Origin of the sequence: Halobacillus litoralis (assembly GCF_004101865.1) — a bacterium.
Lineage (GTDB): Bacteria > Bacillota > Bacilli > Bacillales > Halobacillaceae > Halobacillus > Halobacillus litoralis_A.
Map to the genome: position 1 here is coordinate 3,789,837 of NZ_CP026118.1, position 20,262 is coordinate 3,810,098.

20 protein-coding genes are annotated in these 20,262 nt (G+C 41.7%); 19 read left to right on the plus strand and 1 reads right to left on the minus strand.

All coding sequences use genetic code 11. The features are described 5' to 3' along the window. Positions 1-2: 2 nt before the first annotated feature. The 18 genes from HLI_RS18720 (at position 3) to HLI_RS18805 (ending at position 17,494) form a co-directional block, all read left to right on the plus strand. A complete protein-coding gene (locus tag HLI_RS18720) occupies positions 3-965 on the plus strand; it encodes a PhoH family protein (RefSeq protein WP_128526421.1) in 963 nt (320 codons plus the stop codon). A gap of 65 nt (positions 966-1,030) precedes the next feature. After that, positions 1,031-3,151, plus strand: a complete 2,121-nt coding sequence (locus tag HLI_RS18725) for an HD family phosphohydrolase (RefSeq protein ID WP_128526422.1) — start codon at positions 1,031-1,033, stop codon at positions 3,149-3,151. Next, positions 3,148-3,621, plus strand: a complete 474-nt coding sequence (ybeY, locus tag HLI_RS18730; protein WP_164908640.1) for an rRNA maturation RNase YbeY — start codon at positions 3,148-3,150, stop codon at positions 3,619-3,621. The genes HLI_RS18725 and ybeY overlap by 4 nt, the downstream gene beginning before the upstream one ends. Continuing rightward, the gene (locus HLI_RS18735) at positions 3,596-3,976 is read left to right on the plus strand and encodes a diacylglycerol kinase family protein (RefSeq protein ID WP_128526424.1); all 381 of its coding nucleotides are present in this window, start codon (positions 3,596-3,598) and stop codon (positions 3,974-3,976) included. The genes ybeY and HLI_RS18735 overlap by 26 nt, the downstream gene beginning before the upstream one ends. Positions 3,977-4,050: 74 nt before the next feature. Further along, on the plus strand, positions 4,051-4,956 hold the full coding sequence (gene era, locus HLI_RS18740; protein ID WP_128526425.1) for a GTPase Era: 906 nt from the start codon (positions 4,051-4,053) through the stop codon (positions 4,954-4,956). A gap of 93 nt (positions 4,957-5,049) precedes the next feature. Beyond that, complete coding sequence (locus HLI_RS18745; protein ID WP_241655886.1) at positions 5,050-5,202, plus strand: YqzL family protein; 153 nt, start codon at positions 5,050-5,052, stop codon at positions 5,200-5,202. 18 nt (positions 5,203-5,220) lie between these two features. Continuing rightward, positions 5,221-5,967 carry a DNA repair protein RecO gene (recO, locus tag HLI_RS18750; RefSeq protein WP_128526426.1) on the plus strand — a complete coding sequence of 249 codons (747 nt, stop codon included), beginning with the start codon at positions 5,221-5,223 and terminating at the stop codon, positions 5,965-5,967. 287 nt (positions 5,968-6,254) lie between these two features. Next, complete coding sequence (glyQ, locus tag HLI_RS18755) at positions 6,255-7,142, plus strand: glycine--tRNA ligase subunit alpha (RefSeq protein WP_128526427.1); 888 nt, start codon at positions 6,255-6,257, stop codon at positions 7,140-7,142. Beyond that, positions 7,135-9,219, plus strand: coding sequence for a glycine--tRNA ligase subunit beta (glyS, locus tag HLI_RS18760; protein ID WP_128526428.1), 2,085 nt, complete (start codon positions 7,135-7,137; stop codon positions 9,217-9,219). Before glyQ ends, glyS begins: the two co-directional genes overlap by 8 nt. Before the next feature lie 81 nt (positions 9,220-9,300). Next, complete coding sequence (locus HLI_RS18765) at positions 9,301-9,930, plus strand: transcriptional regulator CcpN (protein ID WP_128526429.1); 630 nt, start codon at positions 9,301-9,303, stop codon at positions 9,928-9,930. Positions 9,931-9,956: 26 nt separating this feature from the next. Further along, on the plus strand, positions 9,957-10,769 hold the full coding sequence (locus tag HLI_RS18770; RefSeq protein ID WP_128526430.1) for a pyruvate, water dikinase regulatory protein: 813 nt from the start codon (positions 9,957-9,959) through the stop codon (positions 10,767-10,769). A 254-nt stretch (positions 10,770-11,023) separates the two neighbouring features. Further along, on the plus strand, positions 11,024-11,485 hold the full coding sequence (locus HLI_RS18775; protein WP_128526431.1) for a YaiI/YqxD family protein: 462 nt from the start codon (positions 11,024-11,026) through the stop codon (positions 11,483-11,485). A 37-nt stretch (positions 11,486-11,522) separates the two neighbouring features. Beyond that, positions 11,523-13,334 carry a DNA primase gene (gene dnaG / locus HLI_RS18780; protein WP_128526432.1) on the plus strand — a complete coding sequence of 604 codons (1,812 nt, stop codon included), beginning with the start codon at positions 11,523-11,525 and terminating at the stop codon, positions 13,332-13,334. Positions 13,335-13,371: 37 nt separating this feature from the next. Then, a complete protein-coding gene (rpoD, locus tag HLI_RS18785; protein WP_128526433.1) occupies positions 13,372-14,508 on the plus strand; it encodes an RNA polymerase sigma factor RpoD in 1,137 nt (378 codons plus the stop codon). An 85-nt stretch (positions 14,509-14,593) separates the two neighbouring features. Continuing rightward, positions 14,594-15,133 carry a hypothetical protein gene (locus tag HLI_RS18790; protein ID WP_128526434.1) on the plus strand — a complete coding sequence of 180 codons (540 nt, stop codon included), beginning with the start codon at positions 14,594-14,596 and terminating at the stop codon, positions 15,131-15,133. 109 nt (positions 15,134-15,242) lie between these two features. Beyond that, positions 15,243-15,605 carry a cytochrome c550 gene (gene cccA / locus HLI_RS18795; protein WP_128526435.1) on the plus strand — a complete coding sequence of 121 codons (363 nt, stop codon included), beginning with the start codon at positions 15,243-15,245 and terminating at the stop codon, positions 15,603-15,605. 66 nt (positions 15,606-15,671) lie between these two features. Further along, complete coding sequence (locus HLI_RS18800) at positions 15,672-16,379, plus strand: tRNA (adenine(22)-N(1))-methyltransferase (protein ID WP_128526436.1); 708 nt, start codon at positions 15,672-15,674, stop codon at positions 16,377-16,379. Next, positions 16,376-17,494, plus strand: coding sequence for a Nif3-like dinuclear metal center hexameric protein (locus HLI_RS18805; RefSeq protein WP_128526437.1), 1,119 nt, complete (start codon positions 16,376-16,378; stop codon positions 17,492-17,494). Before HLI_RS18800 ends, HLI_RS18805 begins: the two co-directional genes overlap by 4 nt. A gap of 297 nt (positions 17,495-17,791) precedes the next feature. Here HLI_RS18805 and HLI_RS18810 read toward each other — a convergent pair whose 3' ends face one another. After that, on the minus strand, positions 17,792-18,751 hold the full coding sequence (locus HLI_RS18810) for a 4-hydroxy-3-methylbut-2-enyl diphosphate reductase (RefSeq protein WP_128526438.1): 960 nt from the start codon (positions 18,749-18,751) through the stop codon (positions 17,792-17,794). Between the two features lie 174 nt (positions 18,752-18,925). On the opposite strand from HLI_RS18810, the gene HLI_RS18815 reads away from it, so the two are divergent. Then, positions 18,926-20,245: a DEAD/DEAH box helicase gene (locus tag HLI_RS18815; protein ID WP_128526439.1), complete on the plus strand. Its 1,320-nt coding sequence runs from the start codon at positions 18,926-18,928 to the stop codon at positions 20,243-20,245. Positions 20,246-20,262: the final 17 nt, after the last annotated feature.

Below are 20,262 nucleotides of genomic sequence, written 5' to 3' on the forward strand. Positions count from 1 at the left end.
GTATGCCAGAAGATATGAAAAACATGGACATCCAATTAGATAATACAACAGAAGCACTAGCCCTGTTCGGGACAGAAGACCGGAACCTCAAACAAATTGAGGAACAGCTGCAAGTCACGATCATTTCTCGTGGCGAACAGGTGCGTGTAACCGGGCAAGCGGAACATGTCAAGTTAGTTGAAGACATTCTGCTAAGTGTCCTTGCGATTATCCGCAAAGGTTTGACGATTACAGAACGAGATGTCGTTTATGCTGTTGAGCTTGCTAAAAAAGGGAAAATCAATCAGTTTGAAGCATTATTTGAGGATGAAATCACAAAAAACTCCAAAGGTAAATCCATCCGGGTGAAAACACTCGGTCAACGTAACTACATCGCTGCAATTAAAAACAATGACCTTGTGTTCGGGATCGGCCCCGCAGGTACGGGGAAAACTTACCTTGCTGTCATCATGGCTGTCAATGCATTGAAAAATGGTGATGTCAAAAGGATCATACTTACACGTCCAGCGGTTGAGGCTGGAGAGAGTTTAGGTTTTTTACCAGGAGATTTAAAAGAAAAAGTAGACCCATATTTGCGTCCTTTATATGATTCATTGCATGATGTCTTCGGTGTAGAGCACACAACGAGACTGATTGATAGAGGGACTATTGAAATAGCTCCACTTGCTTATATGAGAGGGCGTACACTTGATGATGCTTTCGCCATCCTGGATGAAGCACAAAATACGACCCCTGAACAAATGAAAATGTTTCTGACGCGTTTAGGTTTTGGATCCAAGATGATTATCACAGGTGATATCACACAAGTCGATCTTCCTAAAGGTGTGAAGTCCGGTTTGCGTGTCGCTGAAGAGCGATTAGGTAAAGTGAAGGGTTCAGCCTTTATCCATCTCGATCAATCCGACGTAGTCAGACACCCGCTCGTACAGCGAATCATTAACGCATACGAAGGTGAAAATAAATAGGGCCCATACTGTTGGGCCTTATTTCATACCTGTTCTTGGAATAATTTGTAAGGGAGTGTATAGCTATGTTGGAACGCTTCAGCAAGAAATTGCAGGAAATGAGGCTGCACAGTTCAAAAGTAGTTTTAGCACTACCGGCCCTTGTTGTAGCTGTCTTCTTTTTTGTGCTGGCGGCTTCCAATGTTCATACACAAACATACAGCCTTGAAAAATATAGTACAGCACCTGAGACAATTCGTTCGCCGATCACAATTGAAAATGAAAAAAAGACGGAGCAGCAAATAAGAGAGGTCACTCAATCTGTTGATGATCGATATTCGATTTCGGAGGATATTACAGAAGAAAGGGTCTCTCTAGTTCGTGAGGTCTTTGAGGTCATAAAGGAAACGGAACATGATGCTGAAGAGCAATCAAGTACTGGGGAGCAGCTGTTGAAAGTAGAATCTTTATTAGATGAAGATATCACCCGGGGGCTGCCTTCTGGTGTTTATGAGCCACTTTTATCTGCCAAAGTTGAAGATTTAAAAGCAAGTGAGGACTTCCTTGTTACAACACTACATAATTACTTCCAGGAAGGCATTCGGCCAGCTCGATTAGATGATGCAGAACGGCGGTTGAAATTAAAAGTTCAATATTCCAACCTTCCTGACACACTGAAGCAGGTTACCTCGGACATAGGGGCGTTCGCATTAGTGGAGAATGCTTTATATGATCCGCAACAAACAGAAGAGGCCATCAAAGCAGCCGCCACACAAGTTGAACCGATTATGCTGCGTGCGGGTGAGGTGATCGTGAAGCAAGGCTCTACTATTACAAACGATGTCTACGATGATCTTCAATTGACAGGCCTATTGGATGACCAGCATAATGGTCTTCCTTTTTTCGGATTAGCATTATTTTCACTCTTATTGGGGATGATGATTTATATTGAAAGCTTGCGGGCGGTTAAGGAGTCTCATCTGACTTTGAGACACCTCACCATTGCAGCGTTCACATCTTTATTCATCATTGGTTTGATGAAAATATTCAGTCTTTATGGCAGTGCTGATCAGCCGGTTCACTATCTTGTCCCCGCCGTAGCCGGAGTCTTCCTGATAAAAATCCTTTGTCATGAACGTCTTGCTCTTGTGCTTGCGGTTGTATATGCACTGATGGCATGCATTTTGTTCAATGGACACTTATCTGGGGCTTTGAATGCGACAGCGGGTATGTATTTATTATTATCGCAACTGGCGGGGATTTTCTTCCTGACCAAAATGAAGGATCGCTTGTCCATAGTAAGAGCTAGTGCAGGGGTGGCTTTTACTAATATATGTGCTCTGTTATTCTTTTTATTCATGTCTTTTGAAAAGTATTCGTGGACAGAAGTACTTCTTTACTGTGGCTATGGATTCAGTGCAGCCTTTCTAGCAGCTGTTTTGACATTAGGATTGCTGCCTTTCTTTGAAACAGGGTTCGGAGTCTTGTCGGATCAAAAGTTATTGACGCTTGCCAATCCCAATCATCCTTTACTTCGTAAGATTCTGACAGAAGCGCCAGGGACTTATCATCATAGCGTCATGGTCGCTAATTTAAGTGAATCAGCCTGTGAAGCTATCGGAGCCAATGGACTTTTAGCTCGGGTGGCAGCTTACTATCATGACCTTGGTAAAACGGTTCAGCCCCATTATTTCATAGAAAATCAAATGGGCTTGAAAAACCCTCATGATTTTATAGATCCAGAGAAAAGTGCTGAAATTATTATTAACCATCCTTACGACGGAGCAAGGATGCTGGAAGATGAGAAACTTCCGAGTGAAATCGTTGATATAGCTAAGCAGCATCACGGGACCACATTGTTGAAGTTCTTTTATTATCAAGCAAAAGAACAGAATGAACGTACCCTGGAGAAAGATTACCGTTATCCTGGGCCCAAACCACAAACAAAGGAAGCGGCTGTTGTCTGCGTTTGCGATTCTGTTGAAGCTGCGGTACGGTCTTTGAATCATCCGACGGAAGAGAAAATCAAAGCGATTGTACACTCCATTATCGAGGATCGTTTACTTGATGGTCAGTTTGACGATAGTCATTTAACGTTTAACGAAATAAAAAAATTGGAACATGCTATATGTGAAACATTGCATGGGATATTCCATTCTCGAATTGAATATCCAGAAACGAAACCTTTAGTCAGGGAGGCAAAATAATGATAACCATCGATTTTCAAGATGAAACCAATTCAGTAGATGAAGCTTTTGTAGACTTGATTCAACGCATCATCCGATTTGCAGGGGAAAAAGAAGGTCTCAAAGGGGACTCGGAAGTGTCTGTAAGTTTTGTCGATAATAGTGAAATCCAGGAGATTAATCGGAATTACCGGCAAAAAGATGAACCTACAGATGTGATCTCTTTCGCTATGCAGGAATTAGGTGATGGAGAAATGAATATCCTGGACGAGAACATGCCCGTAATGCTTGGAGATATTGTCATATCAGTCGATAAAGCAAAAGAACAGGCAGAGGAATATGACCATTCATTAGAAAGAGAGCTTGGATTTCTGGCTCTGCATGGCTTTCTGCATTTGCTTGGATATGATCACCTGAACGAAGAAGAGGAAAAAACAATGTTCGGGAGACAAGAGGAAATCCTCCATGAGTTCGGATTACAAAGATCGTAAATATAAGAGGATGGTCGGCTTCAGTTTTGCCTTGAACGGGCTCAAAGAAGTTTATAAATCGGAGCGGAATTTCCGCATACACCTTCTGATAGCGGCGTTCGTTCTTATTGCCGGCTTCCTCTTATCTATATCCGCTCTCGAATGGATAGTGGTCACTCTTGTTATATCAATTATTTTGTCGTTGGAAATGGTCAATACGGGGATAGAGAAATTACTGGACCACTTGGCTCCGGAGCATCATCAAGCTGTAGGAACGGTCAAGGATATTACCGCAGGAGCTGTACTTGTTGCAAGTATAGGTTCTGCTATAATCGGGATCGTTATTTTTTTACCGAAAATCCTTTCTTTGTTCTAGTTACATGAAACAAGTGTGATTATGTAGTAGAATGGATGAGAACGATCGTCTAGTAATCATTGGAGGAACAATTTATGACAGAGAATTTCAAATCAGGATTTGTCACAATCGTAGGTCGGCCAAACGTGGGGAAATCTACGTTCATGAACCGTGTCATCGGTGAGAAAATCGCAATTATGAGTGACAAACCCCAAACAACCAGGAACAAAATTCAAGGAGTTATGACCGACGATGAATCACAGATCATTTTCATTGATACTCCGGGAATCCATAAACCCAAACATAAACTGGGCGACTATATGGTTAATGTCGCAGAAAACACCTTGAATGGAGTAGACGCTGTCCTCTTCATGATCAATGCTGAAGAAGGCTATGGGAGAGGTGATCAATTCATATTGGATCGGCTCCAGCGTGTGGATCAACCTGTCTTCTTGATTATCAATAAAATTGACAGAGTACACCCGGATGAGTTATTACCCTTAATTGATCAGTACAAAGAAATGCTTGACTTCGAAGAGATTATTCCCATTTCAGCTCTTGAAGGAAATAACGTCAATCACTTGATCAGCATTTTAAAAAGAATGCTTCCAGAAGGACCTCAGTTTTATCCGGAAGACCAGATCACTGATCACCCGGAGCGTTTTGTCATCAGTGAATTCATCAGAGAGAAGGTCCTGCATCTGACTAGGGAAGAAATTCCTCATTCAATTGCTGTAGTCATTGAAGGGATTGAGCCAAGAGAAAATTCAAATGCTGTTTATATCCAGGCTGCGATTATTGTTGAACGCAAATCTCAAAAAGGCATCATTATCGGTAAGCAGGGGAGCATGTTGAAAGAAGTCGGGAAAAGAGCGAGGAAAGACATTGAATCATTACTTGGAAGCAAGGTCTTTTTAGAGCTTTGGGTGAAAGTGCAAAAAGACTGGAGAAATAAGCAAATCCAATTGAGTGACTTTGGTTATCGCGAAGACGAATATTAAGGATTGGAAAAAATTAAGCCTTATGAATTCGGGGAGAGGAAGCATCCTAAAAATGTAACTTGTTTAGTGATGATAAGAAAGGCGGTGTTTCTTGTGCGCGACAAACTTTCATGGAATGTTTTCAGTCAAACGGGCAATGTGGAAACATATTTATTGATGAAAGAGTTGGAGTCTCAAGATCAACAGTCTCAAGAGCAAAGTGCTTCCTCACCTGAACGGATACCTATGGATGATTTGAATCCTTAAATAGAGCAGGTGAGCCATTTGTTAGATAAGGTGGAAGGTATTGTCATCCGAACGACTAATTATGGTGAAACACACAAAATCGTTACGATGATGACGAGAGAAAAAGGGAAAATAGGTGTGATGGCTCGAGGTGCAAAAAAACCTAAGAGCCGAATGTCTTCAATCACACAACCGTTTATCCACGGCACATTTCTCATTCATATAGGGTCCGGGTTGGGATCGATGAGCCAGGGGGAAATGCTTTCCTCATTAAGGTCAATTCGCGAAGATATCGTGAAAACCGCATATGCTTCATATATTGCAGAATTGACAGATAAACTCATTGAAGAAAAACAACCGGACCCTTTTATTTATGAACAATTGCTGCAAACATTGGAATGGATTCACGAAGGAAAAGATCCGAATATCCTGACGATGATGTATGAATTGAAGATGTTCAAAAAGGCAGGTTTTGCTCCTGTGGTGGATCACTGTGTTCAGTGTGGAAGTCAGGATGGCCCCTATTCTTTCTCCATGTCGGAGGGAGGTCTCCTGTGTTATCGTTGTAAGCAGAGAGATCCCGAAGCATACGGTTTACCTGAACCGTTACCGAAACTTCTGCGCGTTTTTTTACATATGGATGCCAAACGTCTCGGTCAAATCACCATGAAAGAAGAAAATAAAAAATTATTGCGTCAAATCATGGATGAATATTATGATCGTTACGGTGGATATTTCCTTAAATCCAAGAAATTTTTGAAACAACTTGACCTCTTCACTGATTAATGTTTGACATTTTTACAGGAGTTAGAGTATGATTTTAATACAAAATAACGTGTTGTGACGAAGGAAAGTAGTAACTGCCTCCCGTATTCTACAAGCGAGCTTGTTATGGTGGAAGACAAGTGTTTACGGATCAGTGAAGGCATTCCGGAGCAACTTTTCAAAGGGGCTTCTTGGTAACATCAGGAAGCAATTAGGGTGGAACCGCGGAGATCCCGTCCCTATGTCTATTACAGGCGTAGGAACGGGGTCTCTTTGTTTTCTACGCACAACGATCAAGGAGGAAAATCATGAATATTCAAGAAATGATTTTAACACTGCAAAACCATTGGTCCAACCAGGGGTGCTTGTTGATGCAGGCGTATGATACAGAAAAAGGGGCAGGGACAATGTCGCCGATGACATTGTTGCGCAGCCTGGGTCCTGAGCCTTGGAACGTAGCTTATGTCGAGCCTTCTCGCCGTCCGGCAGATGGACGTTATGGTCAGAATCCCAACCGTCTATATCAGCACCACCAGTTTCAAGTAATCATGAAGCCTTCACCAGATAATATCCAGGAACTATACTTAGATTCTTTACGTGCTTTAGGCATCGATCCTTTAAAGCATGACATCCGCTTTGTAGAGGATAACTGGGAAAACCCTACCCTCGGGGCCGCTGGTTTAGGGTGGGAAGTATGGCTTGATGGCATGGAAATCACGCAATTTACGTATTTCCAGCAAATCGGTGGGTTGGAAGCACGCCCGGTATCTGCTGAGATCACTTACGGATTAGAACGGTTAGCCTCTTATATCCAGGACAAGGAAAACGTTTTCGAATTGGAATGGACAAATGGGGTTACTGTTGGTGATATCTTTACACAGCCAGAGTATGAACACTCTGTTTATACATTCGAAGCTTCAGACGAGGATATGTTATTCGAATTATTCTCCACTTATGAGAAAGAGGCCCAACGGATCATGGAACAAGGGCTTGTGTTCCCTGCTTATGATTATGTACTTAAATGTTCTCACACTTTCAACCTTTTAGATGCTAAAGGCGTCATCAGTGTGACAGAAAGAACCGGATATATCGCACGCGTAAGAAACCTGGCAAGAAAAATCGCGAAAACCTATGTGGAAGAAAGGGAGCGCATTGGCTTCCCAATGCTGAAGAAGGAGGAAAGTAACCATGAGTAAATCCGTATTATTTGAACTAGGCGTAGAAGAACTGCCGGCCCGTTTTATTGACGATGCATTAAAACAGTTACAGGAGAAAACGGCCGATTGGCTGAGTGAAAACCGGATTCCTTATGGTGAAGTGAAAGGCTACGCGACACCAAGACGTTTGGCAGTAAAAATTACGGATGTGGAAGAAAAGCAGCCGGATATTGAAGAAGAAGCTAAAGGACCTGCGAAGAAAATTGCGTTAGATGATAATGGGGATTGGACAAAAGCGGCGATTGGGTTCTCTAAAGGTCAAGGAAAAGACGTAGAGGATATTTACTTTAAAGAAATTAAAGGAACAGAGTATGTTCATGTAAATAAGTTCATTCAAGGTGAGCCTACAATGAAACTTCTTGAGGGTTTTGGTGACATCTTACTTGGTTTGACATACCCGAAAAACATGCGATGGGGAGATCGTGAGCTTCGATATGCACGTCCGATCCGCTGGCTTGTTGCTCTTTATGGAGAAGAGGTCATTCCTTTTTCAATTGAAAATGTTTCGACTGGAAAGACGACTTTTGGTCATCGTTTCCTTGGTGGGACGGCAACTGTCAACGATCCGGAGCAGTATGAAGATGTGCTGAAAGAACAATCAATAATTGCTTCTGTGGAAGACAGGAAGAAGACCATTTATGATCAATTGAAACAATTAGAAGCAGCAAATAATTGGAAGTTAATCATCGATGAAGATCTCTTAAACGAAGTCACACATCTGGTAGAATACCCAACGGCTTTCAGTGGTTCTTTTTCAGAGGAGTTCCTTGAAGTACCAGAAGAAGCACTAATCACTTCAATGAAAGAGCATCAACGTTACTTCCCTGTCCGCTCGGACGATGGCGTTTTGCTCCCTTACTTTGTGGGTGTTCGAAATGGGGATGACCAGCATTTGGATACGGTAGCTAGGGGAAATGAAAAAGTATTGAAAGCACGATTGAAAGATGCGCAGTTCTTTTATGAAGAGGATCAGAAAGGGTCCATCGATAAAAAAATGGAAAAGCTTTCACGTATGGTTTATCAGGAAGAGCTTGGAACGTTAGCGGATAAAGTTAAGCGGGTCGTAGCTATAACTGGAAAACTGAGTGAGTGGTTGGAATTGGATGAACCTGAGAAGCAAAAATCCCTACGTGCAGCAGAAATATGCAAATTCGATCTTGTCACACAAATGGTAGATGAATTCACTGAACTACAAGGTGTAATGGGAGAGAAGTATGCTCGTATTTTCGGAGAAGATGAAGAGGTAGCAAAGGCTATTAATGAGCACTACATGCCTAGACAAGCAAATGGACAAGTACCGACAACAACGATCGGCTCTATAGTCAGCATCGCTGATAAACTTGATACAATTGTCGGAAGTATTTCAATCGGCATCATTCCCACAGGGTCTCAAGATCCCTACGGGTTAAGACGCCAGGCGCTGGGAATTTTACAAACCTTGAATAAGCAGCAGTGGCCAATACCTGTGGAGAAGTTGATCGATCTTGTTCACCAGTTCTATTTTGAACTCCAATTGCCTACACGCTCGGAAAAAGAGGTTCATAGTGATTTGCATGAGTTCTTCCGCGTCCGTGCTGCTTATCTATTAAAAGAAAAGAATATTGACCCGGATGTGGTAGACGCTGTTCTGTCACGGGGTATCGGTATTTATCCGACAACAATTCTGAAAGCAGAATTGTTAGTAGAAAAACGTCAGGAGCCATCATTTAAACCGGTCCACGAAGCTCTTGGGCGGGCCTTGAAATTGGCGGAAAAAGCAGACGATGATAAAGTATCTCCAGGTCTGTTCAAAAATGATCAAGAAAAGAAATTATATGAAGTCCATCAGTCCATCAGAGAGGAATATTTGTCATATCTTCAGGACGGACATCCCTCTGAAGCGCTTGACTTATTAGCTGAGCTTTCAGAACCGATCCATAGCTTCTTCGATGCGACGATGGTTATGGCAGAAGATGAAAAGGTTCGTAATAACCGTTTAGGTTTGCTGAAACAAATCGCTCAAGATGTGTATGTATTTGCAGACTTGAATGCAATCGAGTGGAAACAGCAGTTTTAAGACTCCTTCTTTTACCCGTTAATAAAAATGAGCTATAATGAGAAATAGTATGTCACAGTCAGTGATCAGGGTGGTGAAAGATTGGAACTCTCTAATCGACAAGAACAAATTATCCAAATTGTAAAAGATAATGGTCCGATAACCGGTGAGAACATTGCAGATCAATTGAATTTGACACGTGCTACTCTGCGTCCCGACCTTGCTATATTGACAATGGCAGGGTATTTGGATGCTAGACCGCGTGTGGGTTATTTTTTCACGGGAAAGACCGGGTCTGAGTTATTCACAGAAAAATTGAAGAAGTTCAAGGTAGATGAATATCAGTCCCTGCCGATCGTCGTAGAAGAAGATGTATCTGCTTATGATGCTATTTGCGCAATGTTTTTGGAGGATGTCGGTACATTATTTGTGACAAATGAGAAGTCCCACTTAGTTGGAGTACTTTCACGAAAAGACCTTTTAAGAGCGAGTATCGGTAACCAGGATTTGTCATCTATCCCTGTTCATATCATTATGACAAGAATGCCGAACATCACGATTTGTAAACCAGAAGACCTCTTGTTAGACGCTGCACAAAAGCTCATAGAGAAACAAATTGATGCTTTGCCTGTAGTAAACCCCGCAGAAGAAGGTTTGGAAGTAGTCGGCAGATTAACGAAAACCAATATAACGAAAGCTTTGGTGGAGCTTGGCCGGGATCGTCACCTATAAGCTGCAAAGACCGGAGGAGGGTGAAAATGGAGAAACCTTTAATTTATGTACTATCAGATTCAGTAGGAGAAACTGCTGAACTCGTCGTAAAAGCTTGTCTCAGTCAATTCGATGATGGCCCTTTTGATTTGCAGCGTATTCCATATGTCGAAGATAAAGGGACAATCAACGAAGCAGTCCTCCAAGCGAAAGAACATAGCGCTATGATCGGTTTCACGTTAGTTGTGCCAGAGTTCAGACAGCACCTAATATCTGAAGCGAGAAAAAACGGTATTAAATGTGTGGATATTATGGGACCGATGATGGAATTGATGGAAGACCATTTGAAAATCAAGCCTCGTTTAGAACCGGGGCTTGTTCATAAATTGGATGAGGATTACTTTAAACGGGTAGAAGCCATTGAATTTGCAGTCCGCTATGATGATGGACGTGACCCTAGAGGGATTTCAAAAGCGGACATCGTATTAATAGGTGTTTCCCGAACATCGAAAACACCTTTGTCCCAGTACCTTGCCCATAAACGGTTAAAAGTCGCTAATGTTCCTATAGTACCAGAAGTTCATCCCCCGGCTGAGTTGTTCAGGGTTGATCCTGATAAGTGTATTGGACTTAAAATCAGTGCAGAAAAGCTGAACGATATCAGGAAAGAAAGACTGAAGTCATTGGGGCTTGGTGATCAGGCAAGCTATGCGAATATCAACCGGATCCAACAGGAAATCGACCATTTCAACCGTGTAGTGGAGCGCATAGGTTGTCCAGTCATCGATGTTTCAAATAAAGCGGTGGAAGAGACAGCAAATGTAATTATGAATAAATTGCGTCAAGATGCTCAAGAATAGTACAAATTAACAAAAGTCGCGCTATGATTAAGCGCGACTTTTGTTGGGAAGAATGAAATTAAATGAAATTGGATATAGCATTAATGGGAGGAATGTATTATAATATCTATTTGTGGTAAAAATCCTTTTAATGAAGGGTTTGTCCTTGTTCAGAACGCAACATCCATCAATTCTTGCAGGTATTGACTTTTCAGAATAATAAAACATTCGTTTTTTAGGAGGATTCTACCGCTTATTGTAGAAATACTGATACTATGCCAAAACTAAATGTGAAGGTCTGGGTAGATGCAGATAGTTGTCCTGTGCAAAATGAAATCGTTGAAGTGTGTAACCTCTATGAAATACAACCTCAATTCATTGCGACAGTCAATCATTACAGTCCAGTAAAATCAAATGAAGGGTGGACTTTTGTCGATGATGGATCACAATCAGTAGACATATACATCCTCAATCAAGTTCGCTTTAATGATATCGTCATCACACAAGATCTTTCCTTAGCCGTGTTATTAACATCTAAAGGAGTTTACGTATTAACACCACGAGGTAAACTGGTTAAAGAAAATGATGCTGATAATATTATGAATCAAAAATTTATCCGGCAGCAAACAATGAAGCGCCGGAAAAAGTGGAAAGGCCCATCAGCTTTTACCAGCAAAGATGGTGAAAGATTTCGCTCGGCTCTCCAAGATTTGTTGTCAGATGTTGAAGGAATTTAGTCTTTAATCGAGAATAATTGAGTAGTATGGTGATCAAATGGCTGGACACATACCAGATGAAAAAGTGGATGAAATCAGAACGTCATCGGATATTGTCGAAGTGATCGGCGATTATATCGATCTCAAGAAACAAGGCAGAAACTATTTTGGTCTTTGTCCCTTCCATGGGGAAAACACTCCTTCTTTTTCCGTTTCTCAAGATAAGCAGATATTCCATTGCTTTGGTTGTGGAAAGGGAGGGAATGTTTATACCTTCCTAATGGAGATGGAAGGCTTCAGCTTTGTACAAGCGTTGAAACAATTAGCGGAGCAATCGGGTATCGAGCTTCCGGAACAAATGACAGATGAAGGTCCGGCAGAAAGAAGTCAAGAATCTCAATCGATGTTGGAAGCCCATCAATGGCTCACCAAATTATATCATCATTTGTTAAAGAATTCCAAAGAGGGTCAGGAAGCTTATCAATATTTGATGGATCGAGGCTTTACGGATGAAACGATTCAAAAGTATCAGATTGGCTTTTCGCCGAATTCAAAAGACTTTGTCGTAACTTTCCTCGAAAAGAAAGGCTACCATCCACAAACGATGGTCAAGGCGGGGCTGCTCAGTACGAATGATCATGGAGACTATGCGGACCGGTTCAGAGGACGGGTCATCTTCCCGTTAAGAAATCACCTCGGAAAGACTGTGGCATTTGCAGGGAGATCCATAGGAGAACAAGAACCGAAGTATTTGAACAGCCCTGAAACGGAGCTTTTTCATAAGGGAAGGCTGCTTTATAATTTCGATCTGGCACGTTCAGCGATCAGAAAAGAAAAGTCTGTGTTACTCTTTGAAGGTTTCGGCGATGTCATAACAGCAGATCAAGCAGGTATTCATAATGCTGTAGCAACGATGGGAACAGCATTATCAAGTTCTCAGGCAAACCTTTTAAAAAGGTATGTCGAACAAGTAATTATTTGTTATGACGGAGACCGTGCAGGCATAGAAGCTGCGGTCAAGGCGGCGAAATTGGTTAAGAGTATCGGATGTCACACCTATGTTGCAAGAGTGCCAGACGGACTGGATCCTGACGATTTCATTCAAAAGAATGGGGGAGAACGATTTCGTCGGGAAATCATCGATACAAGTGATACGTATATTTCATTCATGATGAGCTACCTTCGAAGGGATTATAATCTTCAATTAGAAGGAGATCGGATCACATATATCGAAAAAGTATTACAAGAGATCGCCGTTCTCGATCGTGCTGTTGAAAGAGAACATTACCTCAATGAATTGGCAGCAGAATTCAAGATGGCCCTGGATACTTTGAAAGAAGAAGTGCAGAGAATCAGAGGTAAAAGCGGTGTAAAGGATAATGAGACCAGGAACCGATATACTAATCATACGAGAAAATCATCGGTCCAGAATAAATTACTGCCAGCCTTTCACAATGCAGAAAGGAAACTGATTGCATATATGTTGAAAGATCCTTATATTGCTGATAAAGTTCAGAAGGAAATAGGCGGTGCTTTTAATATAGAAGATCATCAAGTCATCGTGACCCATCTTTATGCATATTATGAAGACGGTAATGAATCGGATATCAGTCAGTTTGTGGAACTGATTGAAGACCCTGCCGTGAAAAGTCTAGCTATAGAGCTTGCGATGGCTCCCATCAGCGAAGAGGTCTCTGATCAAGAAATCAATGATTATATTTCATGGATACGAGCAGAATATTGGGATCTTACCGACATCAAAAATCTCGAAGCTGAATTGAAAAAAGCAGAGCAGCAGAAAGATCCTATCAAAGCAGCAGAAATTGCCATGGATCTTATCAAACGAAAAAAAGAGCTGAAAAACAACTAGGTATAGTTTGTATAGATTGTTGGAAGGAGGGGGACTTATGGCAGATAAGAAACAACAGCCATCACGTTCTAAAGAAACAACTGAAAATCAGAGTGAACTGACACTTGAGCAAGCAAAAGAGCAAGTGTTGGAGATTGGAAAAAAACGCGGAATCCTGGCCTATGAGGAAGTGGCAGAAAAACTCTCCAGTTTTGAATTGGATTCAGACCAAATGGATGAGTTTTATGAGCACCTCAATGAGCAAGGGGTAGAGGTGATCGGAGACTCAGATACAGATCCGAGTATGAAACAATTGAATAAAGAAGAAGAATTCGATCTAAACGATTTGAGTGTGCCACCTGGGGTGAAGATTAATGATCCAGTCCGCATGTACTTGAAAGAAATCGGCCGTGTCAACCTTCTCGCTGCTAAAGATGAAATCAGTCTGGCTCAGCGTATTGAGAGTGGTGACGAAGAAGCGAAGCGCGATCTGGCAGAAGCTAACCTCCGACTAGTAGTAAGTATTGCTAAACGTTATGTAGGCAGGGGGATGTTGTTCCTGGACTTGATCCAAGAAGGGAACATGGGGCTTATCAAAGCCGTGGAGAAGTTCGATTATCGTAAAGGTTATAAGTTCAGTACTTATGCAACATGGTGGATCAGGCAAGCCATCACCCGTGCGATAGCTGACCAGGCCCGTACGATCCGAATCCCCGTACACATGGTGGAAACAATTAATAAATTGATTCGGGTGCAGCGTCAACTTCTACAGGACCTTGGGCGCGAACCGACACCAGAAGAAATTGCTCAAGACATGGACCTTACTCCTGATAAAGTCCGTGAAATATTAAAAATCGCTCAAGAACCAGTTTCTTTGGAAACACCTATTGGTGAAGAAGATGATTCTCATCTCGGTGATTTCATCGAAGACCAGGAAGCAACCTCTCCTTCCGATCATGCAGCATACGAATTGCTGAAAGAACAACTGGAAGATGTGCTGGATACATTGACTGATCGTGAAGAAAATGTTCTGCGTTTGCGTTTCGGATTAGATGATGGCCGTACCCGTACTCTGGAAGAGGTTGGAAAAGTATTTGGAGTCACACGCGAAAGAATTCGCCAAATTGAAGCTAAGGCTCTTCGTAAACTGAGACACCCAAGCCGAAGCAAACGTTTAAAAGACTTCATGGAATAACAATCTTCCTACTCAGGACCCCCTTATCGTTTGGTATTCATTCGGGTGGGTGTCCTGAGTTTTATCTTTGTTGCTGGAGGGTGCTATGAAAGATGACCGTACGAGGACCATTATCAGCGAAATTCATTATTGGAAAAATAACCGCTTATTACCAAGTGAATATTGCGATTTTCTTTTAGCGTTGTACACAAAAGGAGATGGGGATCACTTAGAAGAACGAGAGAACACCCATGCGAGATCGCATCTTTTTTTCTATCTGAGTATCAGCCTCACTTTATTTTTGGTACCCCTTTCATTTCTTGTCATTTATTTTACTGAAATGGGCATCATAATGCAAACAGGGCTTTTGTCGAGTTTTGTAATCATTGCAGGGTTTCATTTCTGGTGGTTAAGAGCTAAGAGATCGGAATGGTCGTTCCTGCCTTTGATTGTTACATTACTGACAATGCTCCTTCTATCCATCCATATCGTCCAGTATTTCTGGCAAAATGAAGTGGCCTTATACATAGTCATGGGCGTTCACTTTTCTTTGTGGGTCTATCTTGGCTGGTTATGGAATGTGAAAACCTTGCTCATATCTGGTTTGATAGGATTTTTGATACTGTTTATATATATTGTTTTATAAGTTTTCACATGTTATCTCTTTAATAAGTAACGGATTTCAAGTAAAATAAATATAGTCGAATAGACGCGAAAAATTCATATTGAGGGAATACATAAGGAGGTTGCAACTAATGAGAAAAAACCCTGTGATTCCATTCGCAGTGATTGCTGTACTAGGTATTATAGTCATGATTATCGTATCTTCAGCTGGTATCAATCAGCGCGAAGCCATCCAGAATGAAGAAGAAGGCGGAGGAGAAGAAGAAACGGTAGATGCCGGTCCGGAAGAATTGTTCCAAAATCAATGTGCCACCTGCCATGGTGGAGATCTTAGTGGAGCAAATGGTCCAAACCTTCAAGAGGTCGGAAGTAAATACTCTGCGGAAGAAATCAACGATATAATAGTCAATGGTAAAGGTTCCGCAATGCCTGCTGGGCTTTACACAGGAGAGCAAGCGACTAAATTGGCGGAGTGGTTGGCAGAGAAAAAATAAGACCTTATAAGAAAAGCTTTCTGTTCACTTCAGAAAGCTTTTCTTTTTAATGAGAGGATTTTTAATATGAATGTAAATCAATTATCAAAACGGCTGACTCTAGTGGCAGAATATCTGCCTCATGGCTCCCATTTTGCTGATATAGGTTCTGATCATGCTTATTTACCATGCTATGTCTGCTTAAGGGACTCAGAAGCACAGGCAATCGCAGGGGAAGTCAATCAGGGGCCTTATAATAGTGCCCGTCAAGAAGTGGAAAAACATGAACTTCAGGATAGGATTGATGTTCGCCTTGGTAATGGACTTGAGGTAGTACAAAAGGATGAAGTCGATCAGATTGTGATCGCAGGAATGGGCGGCCCCTTAATCAGAGATATATTGGAAGAGGGAAAAGATAGACTTACCTCCGTAGAGAGAATTATTACGCAGCCGAACGTTGATTCAAAATCGGTTCGACAATGGTTTTATAAGAATGACTATGAACTTGTGAGCGAATCAATCGTGGAAGAGAGCGGCCATATTTACGAAGTTTTAGCAGCTGAAAAGGGTGACCCTTCACGCCCCTACCATAAAGAGAGCATAGAGAAAGAAATGTGGTTAGGTCCATTTTTTTTAGCAAGCCCTTCAGAAACGTTTATCAAGAAATGCCAGGAGGAACTGAATAAAAAGGAATACGTCCTAAGGCAAGTGAAGCTGGCAGTAGAAGTCAGTGAGAGCAAAATAGATCGTCTTCAGCAAGAAATAAGATGGTTGAAGGAGGTTATTGAATTATGAAACAGCAATGGATAGTGCAGGAAATCATTAAACAGTTTGAAGAATGGTCCCCTAAGCATTTAGCTTATGATTGGGATAATGTCGGTCTTCAAGTAGGTTCTCTAAACAAACCAGTGAAAAATATCATGGTGACACTGGATGTATTAGAAAATGTCGTAGATGAGGCAATAGAAAAGAACGTTGACTTAATTATCGCTCACCACCCATTATTGTTCGTGAAATTAAACCAGATCAATTTGGATACGCCTAAAGGAAGGATAGTCCAGAAGCTGATCAAGCATGATATCACTGTATATGCAGCACATACTAATTTAGATATAGCACAAGGTGGTGTCAATGATGTGATGGCAGATCTATTAGGCTTGAAAAATCGAAAGCCTCTTATCAAATCAGGTGAGGATAAGTTAGTCAAACTGACGGTTTTCGTTCCTGAAGACCGTGCCGATGCGGTTAGAAATGCGATCAGCGAGGCTGGAGCAGGTCATATCGGTAACTATAGTCACTGCACATATCAATTGTCCGGCCAGGGTACGTTCCAACCAGAGAGTGGAACAGATCCGTTTATTGGCGAACAAGGAGAACTTGAAGTCGTTGATGAAAAGAGAATTGAAACCATTGTTCCTAAATCAGATTTGGCGGGTGTATTGAAGGCGATGGAAGCAGCTCACCCTTATGAAGAAGTTGCCTATGATCTTTATCCTTTGTTGAATGAAGGAGAGTCGCTTGGTGCTGGAAGGGTCGGTACACTCCCTGAACCTGTGCAGTTGGAGAAATTTATCGGCCAGGTTAAAGAAGCTTATGAGATCCCATCAGTTCGCGCAAGCGGTGATTTTACAAAGATGGTGAAAACTGTTGCTCTCCTTGGTGGCAGTGGAGAGAAATATATCCATGCTGCTAAACGGAGCGGGGCAGATGTTTATATTACTGGGGATATGACTTTTCATATAACTCAAGATGCAATGGAAATGGGGCTGGCTGTCATAGACCCGGGTCACCATGTCGAAAAGGTCGTATGCCCTAAGGTGAAGGATTACTTAGAAGAGCATTGCAATCAAAATGGACATTTGAATATTCTTGTTTCAGAATCAGATACAGAACCGTTCAAAATGGTATAATGAAAAACCACAGATTTACAAGGAGAGATGCTAAAAACCTTGTATATCTGTGGTTTTTTTGTATTTGACACTACCATTGAATGGCATCCTTGCGAGAAGGAAAGAATGGAATTGGTTGCTTATCGTAGGGTTTGAGGAAAGGGATAGGTCAATTTCCAAGTAGATTTTTTGTTTGGTCTTACTTTACTCTTATGGAAGGCTGGTTATTTCATTAAGTATTTAGCAAAGGTCATTTGATTCACCTGTCTGTTTCTTTCTATATAAAAATAAGGTTGGGAGCCTATGCCCCCAGCCTTATTACGTTCTATTCGCTTTCTTTTTGGTTTTGACTCTTGGAAGAATTTTTTTCTGTTCCACTTTAGATTCGCGAATCCATGTGTCTTCATCTTCGTGGTCAAACTGCTCAATGAATTTAATTACTTCTTTAGTGATAGGGGTCGGTGTGGAAGCGCCGGCTGTAACGGCAACTGTTTCGACACCTTCCAGCCAATCAAGATGGATTTCGGTGACGTCTGAAATACGGTAGGCTGTGGTTCCTGCTTTTTCTTTGGAAACCTGAGCAAGGCGGTTAGAGTTGTTACTTTTCGGGTCGCCTACGACGAGAGTCAAGTCAGCTTTTCCGGCTTGTTCAGACACGGCTTCTTGTCGGACTTGTGTCGCCATGCAAATTTCCTGCTGTTTCTCTAACTGAGGGAATTTTTCCTTCGCTCTCTCCATCACATCATAGACGTCCCATTGACTCATAGTTGTCTGGTTTGTGATCATCAATTTGTCATGGGTGATCTCAAGTTGGTTCACATCCTCTTCTGTTTGAACGAGATGGACTTTGCCCGGGGCTACCCCCATCGCTCCTTCAGGCTCTGGGTGGCCTTTTTTTCCTACATAAATGATTTCATAGCCTTCTGCTACTTTCTTTCGAATCAAGTTGTGAGTGTTCGTAACGTCAGGGCAGGTCGCATCAAGGACAGTCAATCCTTTAGCTTTGGCGCGTTCCTTCACTTGCGGAGATACACCATGTGCAGTGAATATAACTGTTCCATCATTGATTCCTTCTAACATGTCATTACGATTCTTCCCATCAACTGTGATGATTCCTTCCTCTTCGAAAGCATCTGTAACATGGGTGTTGTGGACAATCATCCCTAATATATATATCGGGCGAGGTAGATTCGGGTCTTTCGCTGCGTTCTGGGCAATGACCATAGCGTCTACTACACCGTAGCAATAACCGCGAGGGGCGATTTTAATGACTTCCATTCTTTAACGTCCTCCTCTTTATCCAATCCAATAACTTTTAAGATACCATTATCATTATAAAGGCTAAAGGGAAAGATGACAAAGAAAGCAGATGTTAAAATAACGATATCGTGCAATTTTTCCCTGCCTCTATTATAATAGGGAAGGAACATTTTATTTAAAAGGAGAACGGTTATGAGTAAGCATAAATTTGAACAATACGCCATTACCCCTACAGTCAGTAAGATTGTGGGAGGGCTGGGCTTTCAAGAACCAACACCTATTCAGAAACAAGTATTACCACCTGCATTGAGAGGTGAAAGTTTGATCGGTCAATCTCATACAGGTTCAGGGAAAACACATGCCTTTTTACTTCCATTATTAAATCAGTTGGAAGAAGCCATCAATTCAGTTCAGTTTGTCATTACAGCACCGACGAGAGAGCTTGCCATTCAGATTCAAGATGAAGTGAAAAAAGCGATTGAGTTAGCTGGAAAAGAAAATGTATGGCGCTCCAAGCTGCTTATAGGTGGTACGGACAAGCAAAAAATGGTGGACAAACTATCGTCAATGACTCCTCATATTGTTGTCGGCACACCAGGAAGAATATTAGATATGGTTAAAGAAGAAGCCATTGATTTATATCATGCCAAAGCATTCGTTTTGGACGAAGCGGACCTAATGCTTGATCTGGGTTTCATTGAAGATGTCGATCAAATTCTTGTGCGGATGGACCAAGAGGTACAAATGATGGTCTTTTCTGCAACGATCCCGGAAAGGTTACAGCCTTTCCTGAAAAAGTATTTGACGAATCCGACTCATATAGAAATTGAGGATGACAAACCTTCGCCTGAATCGATGGAACACCGTTTGATTCCATTGCGCCATAAAGAGCCTGCGGACATTATCATCGATATATCCAAAGCTATCCAACCCTATTTGGCAATCATCTTTACAAATGGAAAAGAACACGCGAACAGGCTAGCAGACCAATTGATGGACAAAGGTTTGGAAGTTGGGCTTTTACATGGCGGCTTATCTCCGAGAGAGCGTAAACGGATGCTTAAAGAATTGCAAAGCCTTCGTTATCAATACATCGTAGCCACGGATCTCGCATCTCGAGGAATTGATATTCAAGGTGTCAGTCATGTAATTAATGCCCAAATGCCGAAAGAGGAAGAATTCTACGTTCACCGTGTAGGTCGTACTGCCCGTGCAGGATTACAAGGCACAGCCATTAACCTTTATAAAGAATCAGATTTACCTTTGATACAGAAGTTAGAAAAGAAAGGTTTATCGTTTGATTTTTATGAGGTGAAAAATGGAGAATGGAAAGAAGTCAACTCCTACAATGAAAGACAAACAAGAGAGCGCAGTGCCTCAAGTGAAGAGAAAAAGGCAAAGCAAATGGTACGTAAACCGAAGAAAGTCAAACCAGGTTACAAAAAGAAAATGAAACAAGAAGCAGATCAGAATTTGAAAAAGATGAAACAAAACCGTTTTCGTAAGAAGTAAGGAAGGAAAGGGATTTT

Bases quoted from the DNA above. Each gene is read 5' to 3' on its own strand.
- HLI_RS18720 (WP_128526421.1), top strand. From the start codon at position 3: ATGCCAGAAGATATGAAAAACATGGACATCCAATTAGATAATACAACA.
- HLI_RS18725 (WP_128526422.1), top strand. From the start codon at position 1,031: ATGTTGGAACGCTTCAGCAAGAAATTGCAGGAAATGAGGCTGCACAGT.
- HLI_RS18735 (WP_128526424.1), top strand. From the start codon at position 3,596: ATGAGTTCGGATTACAAAGATCGTAAATATAAGAGGATGGTCGGCTTC.
- era (WP_128526425.1), top strand. From the start codon at position 4,051: ATGACAGAGAATTTCAAATCAGGATTTGTCACAATCGTAGGTCGGCCA.
- glyQ (WP_128526427.1), top strand. From the start codon at position 6,255: ATGAATATTCAAGAAATGATTTTAACACTGCAAAACCATTGGTCCAAC.
- glyS (WP_128526428.1), top strand. From the start codon at position 7,135: ATGAGTAAATCCGTATTATTTGAACTAGGCGTAGAAGAACTGCCGGCC.
- HLI_RS18770 (WP_128526430.1), top strand. From the start codon at position 9,957: ATGGAGAAACCTTTAATTTATGTACTATCAGATTCAGTAGGAGAAACT.
- HLI_RS18775 (WP_128526431.1), top strand. From the start codon at position 11,024: ATGCCAAAACTAAATGTGAAGGTCTGGGTAGATGCAGATAGTTGTCCT.
- dnaG (WP_128526432.1), top strand. From the start codon at position 11,523: ATGGCTGGACACATACCAGATGAAAAAGTGGATGAAATCAGAACGTCA.
- rpoD (WP_128526433.1), top strand. From the start codon at position 13,372: ATGGCAGATAAGAAACAACAGCCATCACGTTCTAAAGAAACAACTGAA.
- HLI_RS18790 (WP_128526434.1), top strand. From the start codon at position 14,594: ATGAAAGATGACCGTACGAGGACCATTATCAGCGAAATTCATTATTGG.
- cccA (WP_128526435.1), top strand. From the start codon at position 15,243: ATGAGAAAAAACCCTGTGATTCCATTCGCAGTGATTGCTGTACTAGGT.
- HLI_RS18800 (WP_128526436.1), top strand. From the start codon at position 15,672: ATGAATGTAAATCAATTATCAAAACGGCTGACTCTAGTGGCAGAATAT.
- HLI_RS18805 (WP_128526437.1), top strand. From the start codon at position 16,376: ATGAAACAGCAATGGATAGTGCAGGAAATCATTAAACAGTTTGAAGAA.
- HLI_RS18810 (WP_128526438.1), bottom strand. From the start codon at position 18,751: ATGGAAGTCATTAAAATCGCCCCTCGCGGTTATTGCTACGGTGTAGTA.
- HLI_RS18815 (WP_128526439.1), top strand. From the start codon at position 18,926: ATGAGTAAGCATAAATTTGAACAATACGCCATTACCCCTACAGTCAGT.